Annotated in this window: 15 protein-coding genes; 9 read left to right on the top strand and 6 right to left on the bottom strand. The window is 69.1% G+C overall.

Annotation, left to right across the window (positions count from 1 at the left end):
- Positions 1 to 38: 38 nt before the first annotated feature.
- On the top strand, positions 39 to 1,535 hold the full coding sequence (locus ACIBK4_RS13775; protein WP_398994837.1) for an acyl-CoA synthetase: 1,497 nt from the start codon (positions 39 to 41) through the stop codon (positions 1,533 to 1,535).
- A gap of 6 nt (positions 1,536 to 1,541) precedes the next feature.
- On the opposite strand, the gene ACIBK4_RS13770 is transcribed toward ACIBK4_RS13775, so the two are convergent.
- The gene (locus ACIBK4_RS13770) at positions 1,542 to 1,916 is read right to left on the bottom strand and encodes a MerR family transcriptional regulator (protein WP_398994836.1); all 375 of its coding nucleotides are present in this window, start codon (positions 1,914 to 1,916) and stop codon (positions 1,542 to 1,544) included.
- A gap of 106 nt (positions 1,917 to 2,022) precedes the next feature.
- On the opposite strand from ACIBK4_RS13770, the gene ACIBK4_RS13765 reads away from it, so the two are divergent.
- Positions 2,023 to 2,808, top strand: coding sequence for an amidohydrolase family protein (locus tag ACIBK4_RS13765; RefSeq protein ID WP_398994835.1), 786 nt, complete (start codon positions 2,023 to 2,025; stop codon positions 2,806 to 2,808).
- Here the strand turns inward: ACIBK4_RS13765 and paaK are convergent, their stop codons facing one another.
- Positions 2,809 to 4,107 carry a phenylacetate--CoA ligase PaaK gene (gene paaK / locus ACIBK4_RS13760; protein WP_398994834.1) on the bottom strand — a complete coding sequence of 433 codons (1,299 nt, stop codon included), beginning with the start codon at positions 4,105 to 4,107 and terminating at the stop codon, positions 2,809 to 2,811.
- A gap of 143 nt (positions 4,108 to 4,250) precedes the next feature.
- Here paaK and ACIBK4_RS13755 point away from each other — a divergent pair, with 143 nt between their 5' ends.
- On the top strand, positions 4,251 to 4,709 hold the full coding sequence (locus ACIBK4_RS13755) for a hypothetical protein (protein ID WP_398994833.1): 459 nt from the start codon (positions 4,251 to 4,253) through the stop codon (positions 4,707 to 4,709).
- A 63-nt stretch (positions 4,710 to 4,772) separates the two neighbouring features.
- Positions 4,773 to 5,609, top strand: a complete 837-nt coding sequence (locus ACIBK4_RS13750) for an alpha/beta fold hydrolase (protein ID WP_398994832.1) — start codon at positions 4,773 to 4,775, stop codon at positions 5,607 to 5,609.
- A gap of 3 nt (positions 5,610 to 5,612) precedes the next feature.
- Here ACIBK4_RS13750 and ACIBK4_RS13745 read toward each other — a convergent pair whose 3' ends face one another.
- Together ACIBK4_RS13745 and ACIBK4_RS13740 are read right to left on the bottom strand one after the other, a co-directional pair.
- Positions 5,613 to 7,379, bottom strand: coding sequence for a sulfatase (locus tag ACIBK4_RS13745; RefSeq protein WP_398995053.1), 1,767 nt, complete (start codon positions 7,377 to 7,379; stop codon positions 5,613 to 5,615).
- Positions 7,380 to 8,272: 893 nt separating this feature from the next.
- Entirely contained in the window at positions 8,273 to 9,892 is a 1,620-nt protein-coding gene (locus tag ACIBK4_RS13740) for an acyl-CoA synthetase (protein ID WP_398994831.1), read from the bottom strand.
- 166 nt (positions 9,893 to 10,058) lie between these two features.
- Between ACIBK4_RS13740 and ACIBK4_RS13735 the strand changes: the two genes are divergently transcribed.
- From ACIBK4_RS13735 to ACIBK4_RS13715, 5 genes are all read left to right on the top strand, one after another.
- Positions 10,059 to 10,859, top strand: a complete 801-nt coding sequence (locus tag ACIBK4_RS13735; protein ID WP_398994830.1) for a crotonase/enoyl-CoA hydratase family protein — start codon at positions 10,059 to 10,061, stop codon at positions 10,857 to 10,859.
- Positions 10,860 to 10,998: 139 nt separating this feature from the next.
- Positions 10,999 to 11,943, top strand: a complete 945-nt coding sequence (locus ACIBK4_RS13730; RefSeq protein ID WP_398994829.1) for a Zn-ribbon domain-containing OB-fold protein — start codon at positions 10,999 to 11,001, stop codon at positions 11,941 to 11,943.
- Positions 11,943 to 13,007, top strand: a complete 1,065-nt coding sequence (locus ACIBK4_RS13725; RefSeq protein WP_398994828.1) for a thiolase domain-containing protein — start codon at positions 11,943 to 11,945, stop codon at positions 13,005 to 13,007. Before ACIBK4_RS13730 ends, ACIBK4_RS13725 begins: the two co-directional genes overlap by 1 nt.
- Positions 13,004 to 14,170: a thiolase domain-containing protein gene (locus ACIBK4_RS13720; protein WP_398994827.1), complete on the top strand. Its 1,167-nt coding sequence runs from the start codon at positions 13,004 to 13,006 to the stop codon at positions 14,168 to 14,170. Before ACIBK4_RS13725 ends, ACIBK4_RS13720 begins: the two co-directional genes overlap by 4 nt.
- A gap of 82 nt (positions 14,171 to 14,252) precedes the next feature.
- Complete coding sequence (locus tag ACIBK4_RS13715) at positions 14,253 to 14,495, top strand: DUF397 domain-containing protein (protein WP_355902674.1); 243 nt, start codon at positions 14,253 to 14,255, stop codon at positions 14,493 to 14,495.
- A 155-nt stretch (positions 14,496 to 14,650) separates the two neighbouring features.
- Here the strand turns inward: ACIBK4_RS13715 and ACIBK4_RS13710 are convergent, their stop codons facing one another.
- Together ACIBK4_RS13710 and ACIBK4_RS13705 are read right to left on the bottom strand one after the other, a co-directional pair.
- Positions 14,651 to 15,589, bottom strand: coding sequence for an oxidoreductase (locus ACIBK4_RS13710; RefSeq protein ID WP_398994826.1), 939 nt, complete (start codon positions 15,587 to 15,589; stop codon positions 14,651 to 14,653).
- Positions 15,586 to 15,711, bottom strand: coding sequence for a hypothetical protein (locus ACIBK4_RS13705; protein ID WP_398994825.1), 126 nt, complete (start codon positions 15,709 to 15,711; stop codon positions 15,586 to 15,588). Before ACIBK4_RS13705 ends, ACIBK4_RS13710 begins: the two co-directional genes overlap by 4 nt.
- Positions 15,712 to 15,738: the final 27 nt, after the last annotated feature.

Below are 15,738 nucleotides of genomic sequence, written 5' to 3'. Positions count from 1 at the left end.
CTTGACCTGCCCGGGCGGCGGCCCGAGGATCATGTGTCATGACGCCCGGACAAGGCAGCACGGTTGACGGGGTACTGCGACGCAGTGCCCGGCGCACTCCCGCCCGCGTGGCGGTGGACTACGGCGAGCGCTCCTGGACGTACGAGGAACTCGACGACGCCGTCTCGCGCGCGGCGACCGTGCTCCTCGACCAGGGCCTCGCGCCGGGCGACCGGGTCGGTTCCTACGGCCACAACTCGGACGCCTATCTGATCGGCTTCCTGGCCTGTGCCCGCGCGGGCCTCGTGCACGTCCCGGTCAACCAGAACCTCACCGGCGACGACCTCACGTACATCGTCGGCCAGTCGGGCAGCACGCTGGTGCTCACCGACCCGGACCTCACCGGGCAACTTCCCGACGGCGTACGGATGTTGCCGCTCCGAGACGCCGACGGCTCGCTGCTGGACCGGCTGCCGTCCGCGTCTCCGTACGACGGGCCCGAGCCGCGCACCGACGACCTGGTGCAGTTGCTCTACACCTCGGGCACGACCGCGCTGCCCAAGGGCGCGATGATGAGCCACCGGGCCCTGGTGCACGAGTACTTGAGCGCGATCACCGCGTTGGACCTGAGCGCGGGGGACCGGCCGGTGCACTCGCTGCCGCTGTACCACTCGGCGCAGATGCATGTGTTCCTGCTGCCGTACCTGGCGGTCGGGGCCACCAACACCATCCTCGACGCGCCCGACGGCGACCGGCTGTTCGACCTTATCGAGGCCGGGCGCGTGGACAGCCTGTTCGCCCCGCCCACGGTGTGGATCGGCCTCGCGAACCGGCCCGACTTCGAGACGCGCGACCTGAGCGGGCTGCGCAAGGCGTACTACGGTGCGTCGATCATGCCGGTGCCCGTCCTGGAGCGGCTGCGCGAGCGGCTGCCCAAGCTGGCGTTCTACAACTGCTTCGGGCAGAGCGAGATCGGCCCGCTCTCCATGGTCCTGGGCCCCGACGAGCACAAGGGCCGACTGGACTCGTGCGGCCGTCCCGTCCTGTTCGTGGATGCGCGGGTGGTCGACGAGGAGGGCAAGGACGTTCCCGACGGAACGTCCGGCGAAGTCGTCTACCGTTCACCGCAGTTGTGCGAGGGCTACTGGGACAAGCCCGAGGAGACGGCCGCCGCCTTCCGTGACGGCTGGTTCCACTCCGGCGACCTCGCGGTGCGGGACGCGCACGGCTTCTTCACCGTCGTCGACCGGGTGAAGGACGTCATCAACTCCGGTGGCGTACTGGTCGCTTCACGCCAGGTCGAGGACGTGCTCTACACCCACGAGGGCGTCGCCGAGGTCGCCGTGATCGGCCTCCCGGACGACCGCTGGATCGAGGCCGTCACCGCGGTCGTCGTCCCGCGCGGCGAGGTCACCGAGTCCCAACTCATCGACCACGCACGGGAGAAGCTCCCTCACTTCAAGGCGCCGAAGCGGGTGGTGTTCGTGGAGGAGCTGCCGCGGAACGCCAGCGGAAAGATCCTCAAGCGGGAGTTGCGTGAGCAGTTCGGCAACTGAGTCTTCTCAGCGAGGAGTTGATGCCGGGGCCGTACGCGCCTCCGCGCCCGCGATCGTCTCCCGCAACACCTCACGCGCCATGGCGAGTTCGGCGGCACGGCGGTCGAGGTCGTTCAACTGGGCGCGCAGCGCGTCGAGTACACCGGGGCAGGGTTGTACGGCTGCCTCGTCCGTGGTGCACGGCAGTACCTGCCGGATGACGCGGGTGGGCAGCCCGGCGGCGAGGAGCGCGCGGATGCGGAGTACGGCGGCGGTGTCCGAATCGGCGTACTCCCTATAGCCGTTGGGCAGCCGCTCGGGTCGTAGCAGTCCGGCCCGTTCGTAGTAGCGCAGCAGCCGCTCGCTGGTTCCCGTCCGCTCGGCCAGCTCCCCGATCAGCACGGGCGCGCACCCCTCTCCGACTTGACCTTCCCACGGTGTCAGGGCTCAACACTGGCTCCCGCCGCCCGCATTCCGCCGGGCGGCCGGCACGCTCAGGGAGACGCCCATGATTCTCGACGCCCACAGCCATGTCCACGACCCGCTGGATGCCCACCTGTTGGCGCTCGACGACGCGGGGGTGGACCGTACGGTGCTGTTCCCCACCCGGGCACACCCGGAACGGGCCACCGACCTAGACTCCCTTCACCGCGAAATGGGCGCCCTGGAACGGGCGTTGGCCGGCGGTTCCGGTGACGACGGATTCGCCCTGGCGTTGCGGGAGTTGGACGAGGCCCTCGCCGCGCACCCCGACCGCTTCCTCGGTTTCGGCTCCGTGCCCCTCGGCCGCCCGGAGGCCGAGACGGCGGCCCGGGTGGAGCGCGAGGTGACCGGCCGCGGGCTGTACGGCATAGGCGAACTCACCCCACCCCTGAACCAGGCGGCCCTCGTCGAACCGGTGCTCCGCGCGGCGCACGACCACACCGGACTCCCCGTGGTCGTGCACGGCGCAGCGCCCACGACCGCGGCGGACGTCCGCACACTCGCCGAACTGGCCGCCCGCTACCCGAAGGTGCCGCTGGTCATCAGCCAACTGGCCGGAGCCCACTGGATGTTGGCGATCGAACTCGCCCGCGCCACCCCCAACCTCCACCTCGAACTCTCCACAGCGAACTTCGTCTTCGCCGTCCGCCTCGCCATCCACGAACTCCCCACCCGCACCCTCTTCGGCTCGGACGCGCCCTACGGAGACCCGGTCGTCGCGCGTACGACCGTCGAACGGGTCACGTCCTCGGGGGAGTTGCGTGACCGGGTGCTGGGCGGGAATCTCGCCGAACTGCTGCGGTTGGGCTGATCAGGGCGTGCGCAGGTCCACGATGCGGCGGATCTTGCCCACGCTGCGCTCCAGTGACTCCGGTTCCACGATCTCGACCGCGACGGAGACGCCGATGCCGTCCTTCACGGTCGCGGTGATGGCGCGGGCCGCCGCGTCCCGGGTCTCGGGGGTGGCGTCGGGGCGGGCCTCGGCCCGTACCGTGAGGGCGTCGAGGCGGCCCTCGCGGGTGAGTCGGAGCTGGAAGTGGGGTGCGACGCCCGGGGTGCGCAGGACGATCTCCTCGATCTGGGTGGGGAAGAGGTTCACCCCGCGCAGGATCACCATGTCGTCACTGCGGCCGGTGACCTTCTCCATGCGCCGGAAGGCCGGTCGGGCGGTGCCGGGGAGGAGGCGGGTCAGGTCCCGGGTGCGGTAACGGATCACCGGCATGGCCTCCTTGGTGAGCGAGGTGAACACCAACTCGCCCTTCTCGCCCTCCGGCAGGACCTCACCGGTGATCGGATCGACGACCTCCGGGAAGAAGTGGTCCTCCCAGATGTGCAGCCCGTCCTTCGTCTCGACGCACTCCTGCGCGACCCCTGGACCGATCACCTCCGACAGCCCGTAGATGTCGACCGCGTCGATCGCGAACCGCTCCTCGATCTCCAGCCGCATCTGCTGGGTCCAGGGCTCCGCCCCGAAAATGCCCACCTTGAGGGAGGTGCCGCGCGGATCGACGCCTTGCCGCTCGAACTCGTCGAGGAGCGTGAGCATGTAGGACGGGGTGACCATGATGATCTCGGGTCTGAAGTCCTGGATGATCTGCACCTGACGGGCCGTCATGCCGCCGGACGCGGGGATGACCGTACAACCGAGTCGTTCGGCACCGTAGTGCGCGCCCAGCCCACCGGTGAACAGCCCGTAGCCGTACGCCACATGCACCTTGTCGCCGGGCCGTCCGCCCGCGGCGCGGATGGAACGGGCCACCATGTCGGCCCACATGGAGAGGTCGTTCTCCGTGTAGCCGACCACCGTGGGGCGGCCGGTGGTGCCGCTCGACGCGTGGATACGGCGGATGCGGTCCTCGGGGACGGCGAACATGCCGAACGGGTAGTTGTCGCGCAGGTCCACCTTGGTGGTGAACGGGAACAGGGCGAGGTCGGAGAGCGCGCGGCAGTCGGCCGGGTTTACTCCCGCCAGGTCGAAGGACTGACGGTAGAAGGGCACGTTCGTATAGGCGTGGTGGAGCGAGGCCCGCAGCCGCTCCAGTTGCAGCGCCTTGAGTGCGTCTTGGTCGAGCCGTTCCCCCGAGTCGAGCAGCTCCGCCGCGTCCGCCATCGGCGCACCCCTTCGTCAATCGTGCCATTTCGGGCGACCGATCATTCGGTCGATGTGTGTGGGATCAGTAATCCAGCCACCCACCCACCGGGGCAAGAGGTCTGCCCTCACTTTCTCGACGCGCCGCCGGGCACAATGGCCGCGTGGATCTCCGTCCGGAACTGCTGCCACCGTCCGTGCCCGTGGCGCGTGTGGAGCAACTCGCCCGAGAAATAAGGTGGGTTGAGCGCCTTCTGTGCGACGCCGACCGCTCGGCCGCGGAGGGAGCAGTGGCTGCCTTCGCCGAGGCGACGGGGCACGACTGCACGGCGGCCGACTTCCTGGGCTACGCAGGGTCGCGGACGCTGGAGGAGTTCGCTCTGGAGGCCGCGCGACCGGCGTATCCGCGCGTGCCCGATGTCACCCGCGAGGAACTCGTCGAGGTCGTCCGCAGGATCCTGGCCGGGGACACGGAGGCCGAGTACTACCTCCGGCTCTTCACGGCGAACGTGGCTCATCCAGCGGCCTTGAACCTGATCTTTCATCCGCCGTACGAACTCGCGGACGCCTCCGCCGAGCAGATCGTCGACGCAGCGCTGGCCCACCGCCCCATCGCCCTCTGAGGAGAACGACGACCTGCGGAACTGCCTTGCGGTGGGGCGCGGTTGGCGGCGAGGATCATCCGCATGCCGACCTTCACCGCCACCGACGGCACCCAACTCGCCTACCACGTCCGGGGTGAGGGCGAGCCGTTGGTCGTGCTGCCCGGCGGCCCCATGCGGGCCTCCGCCTACCTCGGTGACCTGGGCGGACTGGCCGCGCACCGGCGGCTGATCCTGCTGGATCTCCGGGGCACCGGTGACTCCGCGGTGGCGGCCGATCCGTCGTCGTACCGCTGCGACCGGCTGGTCGATGATGTGGAAGTGCTGCGCGTCCATGCGGAGTTGGACCGCATGGACCTGCTCGCGCACTCGGCGGGCGGCAGCCTCGCGATGCTGTACGCGGCCCGGTGTCCCGAGCGCGTGGCACGGCTGGCGCTCGTCACCGCGACCCCGTGGGCGCTCGGCATGCCGGCCACGGCCGAGGACCGGCTCGCCGCGGCGCGGCTGCGGAAGGGGGAGCCCTGGTTCGAGGGCGCGTACCCCGCGTTCGAGGCGTGGCTGGCGGGCACGGCGGACTTCGACCCGGTCATCGAGCCGTTCTTCTACGGGAGTTGGGATGCCGTCGCGGAGAAACACTCCGCGCTCGCCGACGAGCAGTGCAACGACGAGGCCGCCGACCTGTACTTCTCCGACGGCGCCTTCGACCCGCCCGCGACCCGGGCCGCCCTCGCGGAGCTGCCCGCCCCCGTCCTGGTCCTCGCGGGCGAGTTGGACGGCGGCCCCCGGCCCGACCTCGCCCGCCGCGCCGCCGACGCCTTCCGCGACGCGGAGTTGGAGGTCCAGCCGGGGGCCGGGCACTACCCGTGGCTCGACGACCCGGAGTGGTTCACGCGCCGGGTCGTCGCATTCCTCGACCGGTGAGACCTACTTCGCGTACGCCGTCATGAAGCGGTCCCGGAACTTGTCCATGCCCAGTACCGGTGCGTTGTCGGCGGGCTTGAGGCCGTCCGTCCAGCCCCAGCTGGAGATCTTGTCGAGGACCTTCGGGTCGTGGGCGACGATGGTGATCGGCACGTCGCGGTCGGACGTGCCCCCGGTGACCGTCGGGACGGGCTGGTGGTCGCCGAGGAAGACGAGGACGGTGTTCTTGTTGCCGTAGCGCTGGACCCACTGGGTCAGGCTGTCCACGGAGTACTGGATGGCCTTGCGGTACTCGGTCCGTACGCGCTTCGCGCTCTTCCAGACCTCGGTCGGGTTCGTGCCCTCTTTCTTGATCTGGTTGAAGATCGTGCCGTCCCCGAGCTGGTTCCAGGGGATCGTGTGGGCGATCGGGGACCAGGGGTTGTGGCTGGACGCCAGGATGATCTCCGCCATGATCGGGTCGCGGTTCTTCTTGCCGTACTCCAGCTTTTCGAAGGACTCCAGGCTGAACTGGTCCGGTACCGGCGTCCAGCTGAAGTACGGGCCGTTGTAGCCGAGGTGCGTGGAGTCGTAGATGTTGTCGAGGCCGAAGTACTTGCCCTCGGGCCACGCCTTGCGCACACCGGGGACGATGCCGACCGTGCGCCAGGCGCCGGTCTTCTGGAAGTAGCTGGTGAGGGTCGCGCGGGTGCTGGTGGTGACGGTCCGGTACCGCTGCTGGTTCTTGACCCACAGGCCCGACAGGAACGTCGAGTGGGCGAGCCAGCTGCCCGCGCCCGTCACCGGCGACCTGAGCCACGCGCTGCGCGACGAGAACCCGGCCGCCTTCAGCCGGGCGTCGCCCGCCGTGAGCGTCTTGTCCATCTCCGGTGCCATCGTCGGGTCGTCGAGCGCGACGCGGCCGTAGCTCTCGATGAACGTGAACAGCACGTCCTTGCCGCGCAGTCCGGTCAGCAACTGGTTGGGCGGCGTCTTCGCGAAGGCGTCGACGGTGAGCTGCTTCTTGAAGACGTCGGCGTCCCCGAGGCCCTCGCGGACGTACTTCACCCGGTTGGAGAGGAACTGGCTGTAGCCCTTGGTGGCGAGCGTGACACCGCCGACCTGCACGCTCAGGGTGAAGCACATGATCCACGCGACACCGAGGACGAGTGTGGTGCGCACGGCCATGGGGCGGTGCCTGGCCATCACATCCGACAGCCGCACCATCGCGAGCGCGCTGCCCGCGAGCACGGCGATCAGCAGGACGATCACCCCGATGATCGCGAGCACCTCGCCCGAGCGGCCGACCGAGTCCTTCAGGAAGTCCGCCGCGTCGCTGAGCAGGACCCAGTCGAAGACCAGGTCGAACGGCCGCGCCAGCGTCTGGTAGAAGCCCATGTCGAGGCACTTCAGGACGGTGGACAGCCCGACGAACGCGCCCGAGACGACGGCCGTAATCCGCCGAGCCCGCGCCGGCAGCACGAGCAGCACGACGGCGAGGACAACCAGCTCCACGGGGAAGCGCAGGAACGACTGGAACGTCATCCGATCGAGCCGGTCCGGCACGACGAGCGCGACGACCAGCAGCACACCGGCCAACACACTCGTGCCGACGCCTACGGCACGTGAGGTACGGGGGAAGCGATGACGCCAGCCGAACCAGCCGGGGCGGAGGGGGAGTTGGGATGATCGCTCGGTGGGCTCGGTGGGCTCAGCATTTTCGCCGAGCGCGGCGGACTCTGCGGGGTCACTGGTCTTGGCGGGTGTAGCGGATTCTGCGGGGTCAGTGATCTCGGCGGGTGCGGCGGACTCCGCAGTCTCGCCGGGTGCGGCGGATTCCGCAGTCTCGCCGGGTGCGGCGGATTCCGTTGGGCCGCCGGTCTTCGCGGTCTCGCCAGGTTTGGCGGACTCTGTGGCGTCCGCGGATTCCGTGGACTCGCCGGAGTGTCCGGAGGGTGAGGATTCGCTCGGCGCCGCGGACTTGGCGGTCTCGCCGGGCCCGGCAGGCGCGGTGGAGTCAGCGTGCTCGGCAGACTGCGCGGGTTCAATGGGTTCGCCGGACCCGGTAGGCGCGGCGGATTCAGCAGGGTCGGCGGACTTGGCCGGTTTGGGCGCGGCGGCCGAAACATCCGAGCCACTGAAGCCAGCCGTGTCGGCCGGGGCGGCCGCGCCGACGGAGCCAGCCGCGCTGGTGGCACCGGCCGTGTCACTGGCGGCGGTTGCATTGGCCGTGTCACCGGCACCGGTTGCACCGGCCGGGTCGGCAGCCTCGCCCGCGTTCTCCGTATCACCCGCGTCGGTCGCCTCAACCGACTCCGTCGCCTCCGTCGACCCGGTCGCGTCAGCCGATTTCCGTGGCTCGGGCACGTCAGTCGATTCCCGTGCCTCGGTCGCGTCGGCCGGCTCCTGGGCCTCGGGCTTGTCGGCCGAGGCGCGTGGCTCGGGTGGCTCCTGTTGTTCGGGTGATGTCGCGGCCTCCGGTGCCGCTGTCGGGTCGGTCTCCCCAGTGGCTTTCTGCTGTGCCAATGGGTGAGAGCGAGTGAAGAGCGGCACCCGAAGTTCCTTCCGTGCTGAGCCCGGTGACGGCATGGCGGACCTGGCCCGGGCCACCAGATTCGTCACCATCGGTACGGCCGCACGCTACCGTCAGTTCAATCGGGCCTGCTCGTTGACCCACTGTTGACTCACTGATCTGCGGCGACCGCCACCTCCCGCGCCCACCGGTAGTCCGCCTTGCCGCTCGGCGACCGCTGGATGGAGTCCGCGATCACCAACTGGCGCGGGATCTTGTAGCCGGCGAGGTGGGTGCGGCAGTGCGTCTGGATCGCGTCCAGGGACGGCCGTTGCGCACCCGTGCGCAGTTGTACGACGGCAGCGACATGGTTGCCCCACTTCGCGTCCGGCACCCCGGCCACCAGCGCGTCGTAGACATCCGGATGCGACTTGAGCGCCTGCTCGACCTCCTCCGGATACACCTTCTCCCCACCGGTGTTGATGCACTGCGAGCCCCGCCCGAGAACCGTGACGATGCCCTCCTCGTCCACGGTCGCCATGTCGCCGAGCAGGACCCACCGCCGGCCGTCCTTCTCGAAGAAGGTCTCGGCGGTTTTCCTCGGGTCGTTGTAGTAGCCGAGCGGTACATGACCGCACTGGGCGACCCGGCCGATCTCACCGACGGCGACGGGTTCGTACGTAGCCGGATCTACTACCTGCGTACGGGAGTTGACGCGGATACGGAACGACTTCCCGGCCCCTGAGTCGGCCGTCGCCGTACCGTTGAAGCCGGACTCGGACGAACCGTAGTTGTTCAGCAGCATCGTGTTCGGGAGCAGCTCCTGGAACTGCCGACGCACCGTCTCCGACATGATCGCGCCCGAGGACGACACACTGAACATCGACGAGCAATCGGTGCCCTTCATCGGCCCGTTGAGCGCGTCGATCAACGGGCGCAGCATCGCGTCGCCGACCAGGGACATGCTGGTGACCTTCTCCTTCTCGACGGTCCGCAGCACCTCCTCCGGCACGAACTTCCGGTGAATCACGATGCGTTGACCGAAGTTGAAGCCGATGAACGCGGTGAGCGTGGAGGTGCCGTGCATCAGCGGGGGAGTGGGGAAGAACGTGATCCCCGCCCCGCCGGCCGCGACCCGCTCCGCCAACTCCTCGGGTTTCTTGACGGGTTCACCGGTCGGTGCGCCGCCGCCGAGCCCCGAGAAGAACAGGTCCTCCTGGCGCCACATCACACCCTTCGGCATGCCGGTCGTGCCACCGGTGTAGATGATGAACTGGTCGTCCGCCGACCGCGCCGGGAACCCGCGCCCGGGAGACCCGGCGGCCTCGGCGTCCGTGAAGTCCACGGCAGGCAACTCCGGTCCGTCCGCCCGGGCCGCTCCCACCCGTACCAGATGCCGCAGTTGCTCCGCCTGCGGCAGCGCGGCCGCCACCCGCTCGGTGAACTCCGTGTCGAAGACCAGCGCCACGAGGTCGGCGTCCCGGTAGAGGTACACCAACTCCTCTTCTACGTAGCGGTAGTTGACGTTGACCGGTACGACCCGCGCCTTGAGGCAGCCCAGCACCGTCTGCAAGTACTCGACGCCGTTGTAGAGATGGAGCCCGAGATGCTCACCCGGGCGGATCCCGGTGTCGATCAGATGATGGGCGATACGGTTCGCGGCCGCGTCCAACTCCGCGTAGGTCAGGCGGCGTTCCGCGCCCGTGCCCGGGTGGTCGATGTACACGAGCGCCTCGCGGTCCGGGACCACGTCGACGACCGACTCGAACAGGTCGGCAATGTTGTACTCCACCACTCCTCCTGACGTCGGTTCGCCGGTCATCAGAGCAAAGGGCGCGGCAACTGTGAAGGGTCCGCGCAGAAGAAATCTGACTGAGTGTCAGAAACCCCTTGTACTGGCAGGGCGCCTCCTGCAACCTGTTCTCGTTCCGGAGGCGGTACGGCGACGGGAGACGACCATGAGCGGTACGGAACACCTGACCGTGTGGCGCGAGGGCGCCACGCTGGTGCTCACGCTCAACAGGCCCGAGGCCAAGAACGCGCTCTCGTTGCCGATGCTGGTCGGGCTGTACGACGGCTGGGTCGAGGGTGACGCGGACGACTCGGTTCGCTCGATCGTGCTGACCGGGGCGGGCGGTGCGTTCTGCGCGGGCATGGATCTCAAGGCCCTTGCCGGCAAGGGGATGGAAGGGCAGGAGTACCGGGATCGGCTCACCGCTGATCCGGATCTGCACTGGAAGGCGATGCTGCGGCATCACCGGCCCCGTAAACCGGTGATCGCCGCGGTTGAGGGGTACTGCGTGGCGGGCGGTACGGAGATTCTTCAGGGCACCGATATTCGGGTCGCGGGGGAGTCGGCGACCTTCGGGTTGTTCGAGGTCAAACGCGGGCTGTTCCCGATCGGGGGGTCAACTGTCCGTCTCCAGCGGCAGATTCCGCGTACCCATGCCCTGGAGATGCTGCTTACCGGGCGGCCGTACAGCGCGCGGGAGGCGGCGGACGTTGGTCTGGTCGGGCATGTCGTTCCCGACGGTGCGGCTCTCGACAAGGCGCTGGAGATTGCCGAACTCGTCAATTCCTGTGGGCCGTTGGCTGTTGAGGCGGTCAAGGCGTCGGTGTATGAGACGGCGGAGCTGACCGAGACGGAGGGGCTTGCGGCCGAACTCAAGCGGGGGTGGCCGATCTTTGACACCGCCGATGCGAAGGAGGGGGCCCGTGCCTTTGCGGAGAAGCGGGCGGCTGTTTATCGGCGGGCGTAGGTGCTCTGCGGGTCGGTCCGTTTGTGTCTGCGGGTTCGTTGTGGCTGGTCGCGCCCACGCGGCGGAGCCGCATATACGACACAGCCCCGCGCCCCTGGGTGGGGATGCGCGGGCCCAACTGTTCAGTTAGGAGAATGTCGTGCCCGAAGTGCTCAAAGCGCCCCTCGTCCTCGAATTTCCCTTCACCCGCTCCCTCGGGCCCGTCCAGAGCGCGTTTCTCACCGGGCTGCGCGAACGTGTCGTTCTCGGGGTGAAGACCGGTGATGGGCGGACCCTTGTTCCTCCCGTCGAGTACGACCCCGTTACCGCCGAGGAGATACGCGATCTCGTCGAGGTCGGTGCGACCGGGACGGTCACGACCTGGGCCTGGAACCATGAACCCCGGCGCGGGCAGCCCCTCGACACCCCCTTCGCCTGGGTGCTGGTTCGGCTCGACGGGGCCGACACCGCCCTCCTGCATGCCCTGGACGCTCCCGGTCCCGACGCCGTCCGCACCGGTATGCGCGTGCGTGTCCGCTGGGCCGAGGAACGTACCGGCGCCATCACGGACATCGCTTGCTTCGAGCCGTATGACGGGGAAGAAGGCCATCAACCTGTCGGCCACAGCGGTGAGTTCGAGGACATGGTCACCGGCATCGTGGCCTCCGCGCGTCTCGACTACGTCTACTCGCCCGGTCGCGCCCAGACCGACTACATCCACGCGCTCTCCGAACAACGCACCGTCGGCGAACGCTGCCCCTCCTGCCGGAAGGTGTACGTCCCGCCGAGGGGTGCGTGTCCCACCTGTGGTGTAGCCACGGCCGAGCATGTCGAAGTGGGGCCGCGCGGGACCGTCACCACGTTCTGCATCGTCAACATCAAGGCGAAGAACCTCGACATCGAAGTGCCGTACGTCTACGCGCACATCGCCCTCGACGGCGCCGACCTCGCCCTGCACGGACGCATCGGCGGGATTCCGTACGACCAGGTGCGCATGGGGCTGCGGGTCGAGGCGGTGTGGAGCGAGGGCGGTCGCTATCCGGACCACTACCGGCCGACCGGCGAGCCCGACGCGGACTACGACGTCTACAAGGAGTTGCTGTGATGGCAGGAGACACCGCACCGCGTGAGATCGCCGTCGTCGCCTTCGCGCAGACCGACCATCGGCGTACCACCGACGAGCTCTCCGAGGTGGAGATGCTGATGCCGGTGCTGCACGGTGTCCTCGAACAGACCGGGCTGAAGACCGCCGACATCGACTTCACCTGTTCCGGCTCCAGCGACTACCTCGCCGGCCGCGCCTTCTCCTTCACCCTCGCCCTCGACGGCGTCGGAGCCTGGCCGCCGATCTCCGAGTCGCACGTCGAGATGGACGGCGCCTGGGCGCTCTACGAGGCCTGGGTCAAACTCCTCACCGGTGACGCCGACACCGCGCTCGTCTACTCGTACGGCAAGTCGTCCCCCGGCTCCGTACGCGACGTCCTGACCCGGCAGTTGGACCCGTACTACGTCGCCCCGTTGTGGCCGGACTCGGTCGCCCTGGCCGCCCTCCAGGCCCAGGCCCTCATCGACGCGGGCGACACCGACGAACCCGCCCTCGCCGCCGTCGCGGCCCGCAGCCGGACCGACGCGAGCGCCAACTCCCATGCGCAGATGCGGGGTTCGGTGCCGCAGGGCGACTATGCCGTACGGCCGTTGCGCACCGGCGACTGTCCGCCGGTCGGTGACGGTGCCGCCGCCGTGATCCTCGCCGCCGGGGACCGGGCCCGCGAGCTGTGCGAACGGCCCGCGTGGATCAAGGGGATCGACCACCGCATCGAAGCACATGGGCTGGGCGTACGGGAGTTGACGGACTCGCCGTCGACGCGGCTCGCCGCCGAGAAGGCCGGGGTCTTCGAACGGGCCGTCGACACCGCCGAGTTGCACGCGCCGTTCACCGCTCAGGAGGTCGTCCTGCGGAAGGCGCTGCGCCTTGGCGACGACGTGCGTGTGAATCCGTCCGGGGGCGCCCTTGCCGCGAACCCCGTCATGGCCGCCGGGCTCATTCGTATCGGTGAGGCCGCCGCCCGCATTCACCGGGGCGAGTCCGACCGGGCCCTCGCCCACGCCACCTCCGGGCCCTGTCTGCAACAGAACCTGGTCGCCGTACTCGAAGGGGATCCGCGATGAGCAAGGAGCCCGTGGCCGTCGTAGGGGTCGGCCAGACCAAGCATGTTGCCGCGCGGCGGGATGTGTCGATTGCCGGGCTGGTGCGGGAGGCGGCTCAACGGGCCCTGGACGATGCCGAGTTGACGTGGGCCGACATCGACGCCGTCGTCATCGGGAAGGCGCCCGACTTCTTCGAGGGCGTCATGATGCCCGAGCTGTATCTCGCCGATGCGCTGGGCGCCGTAGGGAAGCCGATGCTGCGGGTGCACACCGCCGGGTCGGTGGGTGGGTCGACCGCGCTGGTCGCCGCGAATCTTGTTGCCGCCCGGGTGCACGGCACCGTCCTCACGCTGGCGTTCGAGAAGCAGTCCGAGTCGAACGCCATGTGGGGGCTGTCGCTGCCGATTCCCTTCCAGCAGCCGTTGCTTGCGGGTGCGGGTGGGTTCTTCGCGCCGCATGTGCGGGCCTATATGCGGCGGACCGGGGCGCCCGACACGGTCGGCTCGTTGGTCGCGTACAAGGATCGGCGCAACGCGCTGAAGAACCCGTACGCGCATCTCCACGAGCACGACATCACGCTGGAGAAGGTGCAGGCCTCGCCGATGTTGTGGGACCCGATCCGGTACTCGGAGACCTGTCCGTCCTCGGACGGGGCCTGTGCGATGGTCCTCACCGACCGGGCGGGAGCGGCTCGCGCGCCGCGGCCGGCGGCCTGGATGCACGGGGGTGCCATGCGGAGCGAGCCCACGCTGTTCGCCGGGAAGGACTGTGTGTCGCCGCAGGCCGGCAAGGACTGCGCGGCGGACGTGTACCGGCAGGCGGGGATCGCCGATCCGCGTCGGGACATCGACGCCGTGGAGATGTACGTGCCCTTCTCCTGGTACGAGCCCATGTGGCTGGAGAACCTTGGCTTCGCCGAGGAGGGGGAGGGGTGGAAGCTCACCGAATCCGGGGTGACCGAGCTGGACGGCGACCTTCCCGTGAACATGTCAGGGGGTGTGCTGTCCACCAATCCGATCGGGGCCTCGGGCATGATCCGCTTTGCGGAGGCCGCCCTTCAGGTGCGCGGGCAGGCCGGAGAACACCAGGTGGAGGGCGCTCGGCGGGTTCTGGGGCACGCCTATGGCGGCGGATCGCAGTTCTTCTCGATGTGGCTTGTGGGCAGCGAACCCCCCGCCTCCTGAAAGGTCCCCCTCACGTGGCCTGTTGGCATCAGAAACCGATCGCTAGGCTGGCCGCGGACGACGAATCGGGAGGAGCACGGACGTGGCCGAGAGCACCATCCAGCAGCACCCGCTTGCGGGCTGGGAGAAGCCGGAGCTGGACCTCAGTGACGCCGATTGGCACTCAGGCAGCCGTGGACTGGGGGATGTCCAGATCGCTTTTGTCGAGGGATTCATCGCGATGCGCAACAGCGGCCGCCCGGAAAGCCCTTCCTTGATCTTCACGCCCGCGGAATGGGGCGCGTTCGTGTCGGGGGCGCGGGAAGGGGAGTTCGACCTCACCTGACGGTGACGGTTCCCCGGCGAGTCGTCAGGGGAAATGCGCACAGGCATCTTCAGCCCGGCCTTCACTCGTGAGGGTGGCGGCCGGGCTGCGTGCCGCATGCGGCTGCCTCCGGCCGGTTTCCATGCGCTGCTCGCGTGGCCGCTGCTCGCATGGCGCTACGCGGGAAACTCGATGCCGGTCATGTCCTGGGAGAGCGCCCACAGGCGGCGCTGCAGCGACGTGTCGTACGACTGCGGGCTGGAGCGGACCACCTTGGGGTACCCCTTGCTCTGCTGGAATCCGCGGGGGCCGTAGAACTCGCCGCCCTGTGCATCGGGGTCGGTCGCGGCGCGCAGCACGGGCAGTGCTCCCTTTTCGGGGGACTGCAGGAGCAGCGGTCGGATCGCCGCGAAGGCTGTGCGGGTGAGGGCGGAGGAGTGCGACATCGCGCTCCGGGAACCGGTGGTGTCGGCGCCGCCGGGGTGTGCGGCGACGGCCAGTGGCCCGCCGGTCGGCAGTCTGCGGTCGAGTTCGTAGGTGAACAGCAGGTTGGCCAGCTTGGAGTGTCCGTACGCGGCGGTCCGGTCGTACGGGCGCCTGCGCCAGTCGAGATCATCGAGATCGATCGGCCCGCCCATGCGGTGGCCCGCGCTGCTGACCGTGACGACGCGGGAGGCGGGCGAGGCCGGCAGCAGGTCCAACAGCAGCCCGGTGAGGGTGAAATGGCCCAGGTGGTTGGTGCCGAACTGGAGCTCGTAGCCGTCCGAGGTCGTGCGGTACGGGGTGTACATCACGCCGGCGTTGTTGATCAGCATGTCGATCCGGGCGTAGGTATCTCTTAGTTCCCCGGCCGCCTCGCGGACCGAGGCGAGCGAACTCAGGTCGAGGCGCTGGACATATACCTGCGCCGTCGGCGCGGCGAGAGTGATCTCCTCCGCCGCGCGCTTGCCCTTGTCGGTGTCCCGTACCGCCAGGACGACTGCCGCCCCGCGCAGGGCGAGGGCCTTGGCGGTTTCGAAGCCGATGCCGGTGTTGGCGCCGGTGATCACGGCGGTGCGGCCGTGTTGGTCGGGGATGTTCCGGGCGGTCCAGTGGGTGGGGTTCGGTCCGTTCATTGGTTCCTCCGGAAGTAGTACGGGGACTCGGCGGGCGTGAGGGGGCGACCGTGGCCTGCCTGCCTGCCTGCCTGCCTGCCTGCCTGCCCGGCCGTCTGTTCGGCGTCGTAGGTGAATGCCATTTACCTATGGTGAATAGTGTTAACCTT

Source organism: Streptomyces sp. NPDC050528, from assembly GCF_044457795.1.
GTDB lineage: Bacteria > Actinomycetota > Actinomycetes > Streptomycetales > Streptomycetaceae > Streptomyces.
This window is presented reverse-complemented; position numbering and strand designations above follow the sequence as displayed.

Bases quoted from the DNA above. Each gene is read 5' to 3' on its own strand.
- ACIBK4_RS13775 (WP_398994837.1), top strand. From the start codon at position 39: ATGACGCCCGGACAAGGCAGCACGGTTGACGGGGTACTGCGACGCAGT.
- ACIBK4_RS13765 (WP_398994835.1), top strand. From the start codon at position 2,023: ATGATTCTCGACGCCCACAGCCATGTCCACGACCCGCTGGATGCCCAC.
- paaK (WP_398994834.1), bottom strand. From the start codon at position 4,107: ATGGCGGACGCGGCGGAGCTGCTCGACTCGGGGGAACGGCTCGACCAA.
- ACIBK4_RS13750 (WP_398994832.1), top strand. From the start codon at position 4,773: ATGCCGACCTTCACCGCCACCGACGGCACCCAACTCGCCTACCACGTC.
- ACIBK4_RS13735 (WP_398994830.1), top strand. From the start codon at position 10,059: ATGAGCGGTACGGAACACCTGACCGTGTGGCGCGAGGGCGCCACGCTG.
- ACIBK4_RS13725 (WP_398994828.1), top strand. From the start codon at position 11,943: ATGGCAGGAGACACCGCACCGCGTGAGATCGCCGTCGTCGCCTTCGCG.
- ACIBK4_RS13720 (WP_398994827.1), top strand. From the start codon at position 13,004: ATGAGCAAGGAGCCCGTGGCCGTCGTAGGGGTCGGCCAGACCAAGCAT.
- ACIBK4_RS13710 (WP_398994826.1), bottom strand. From the start codon at position 15,589: ATGAACGGACCGAACCCCACCCACTGGACCGCCCGGAACATCCCCGAC.
- ACIBK4_RS13705 (WP_398994825.1), bottom strand. From the start codon at position 15,711: ATGGCATTCACCTACGACGCCGAACAGACGGCCGGGCAGGCAGGCAGG.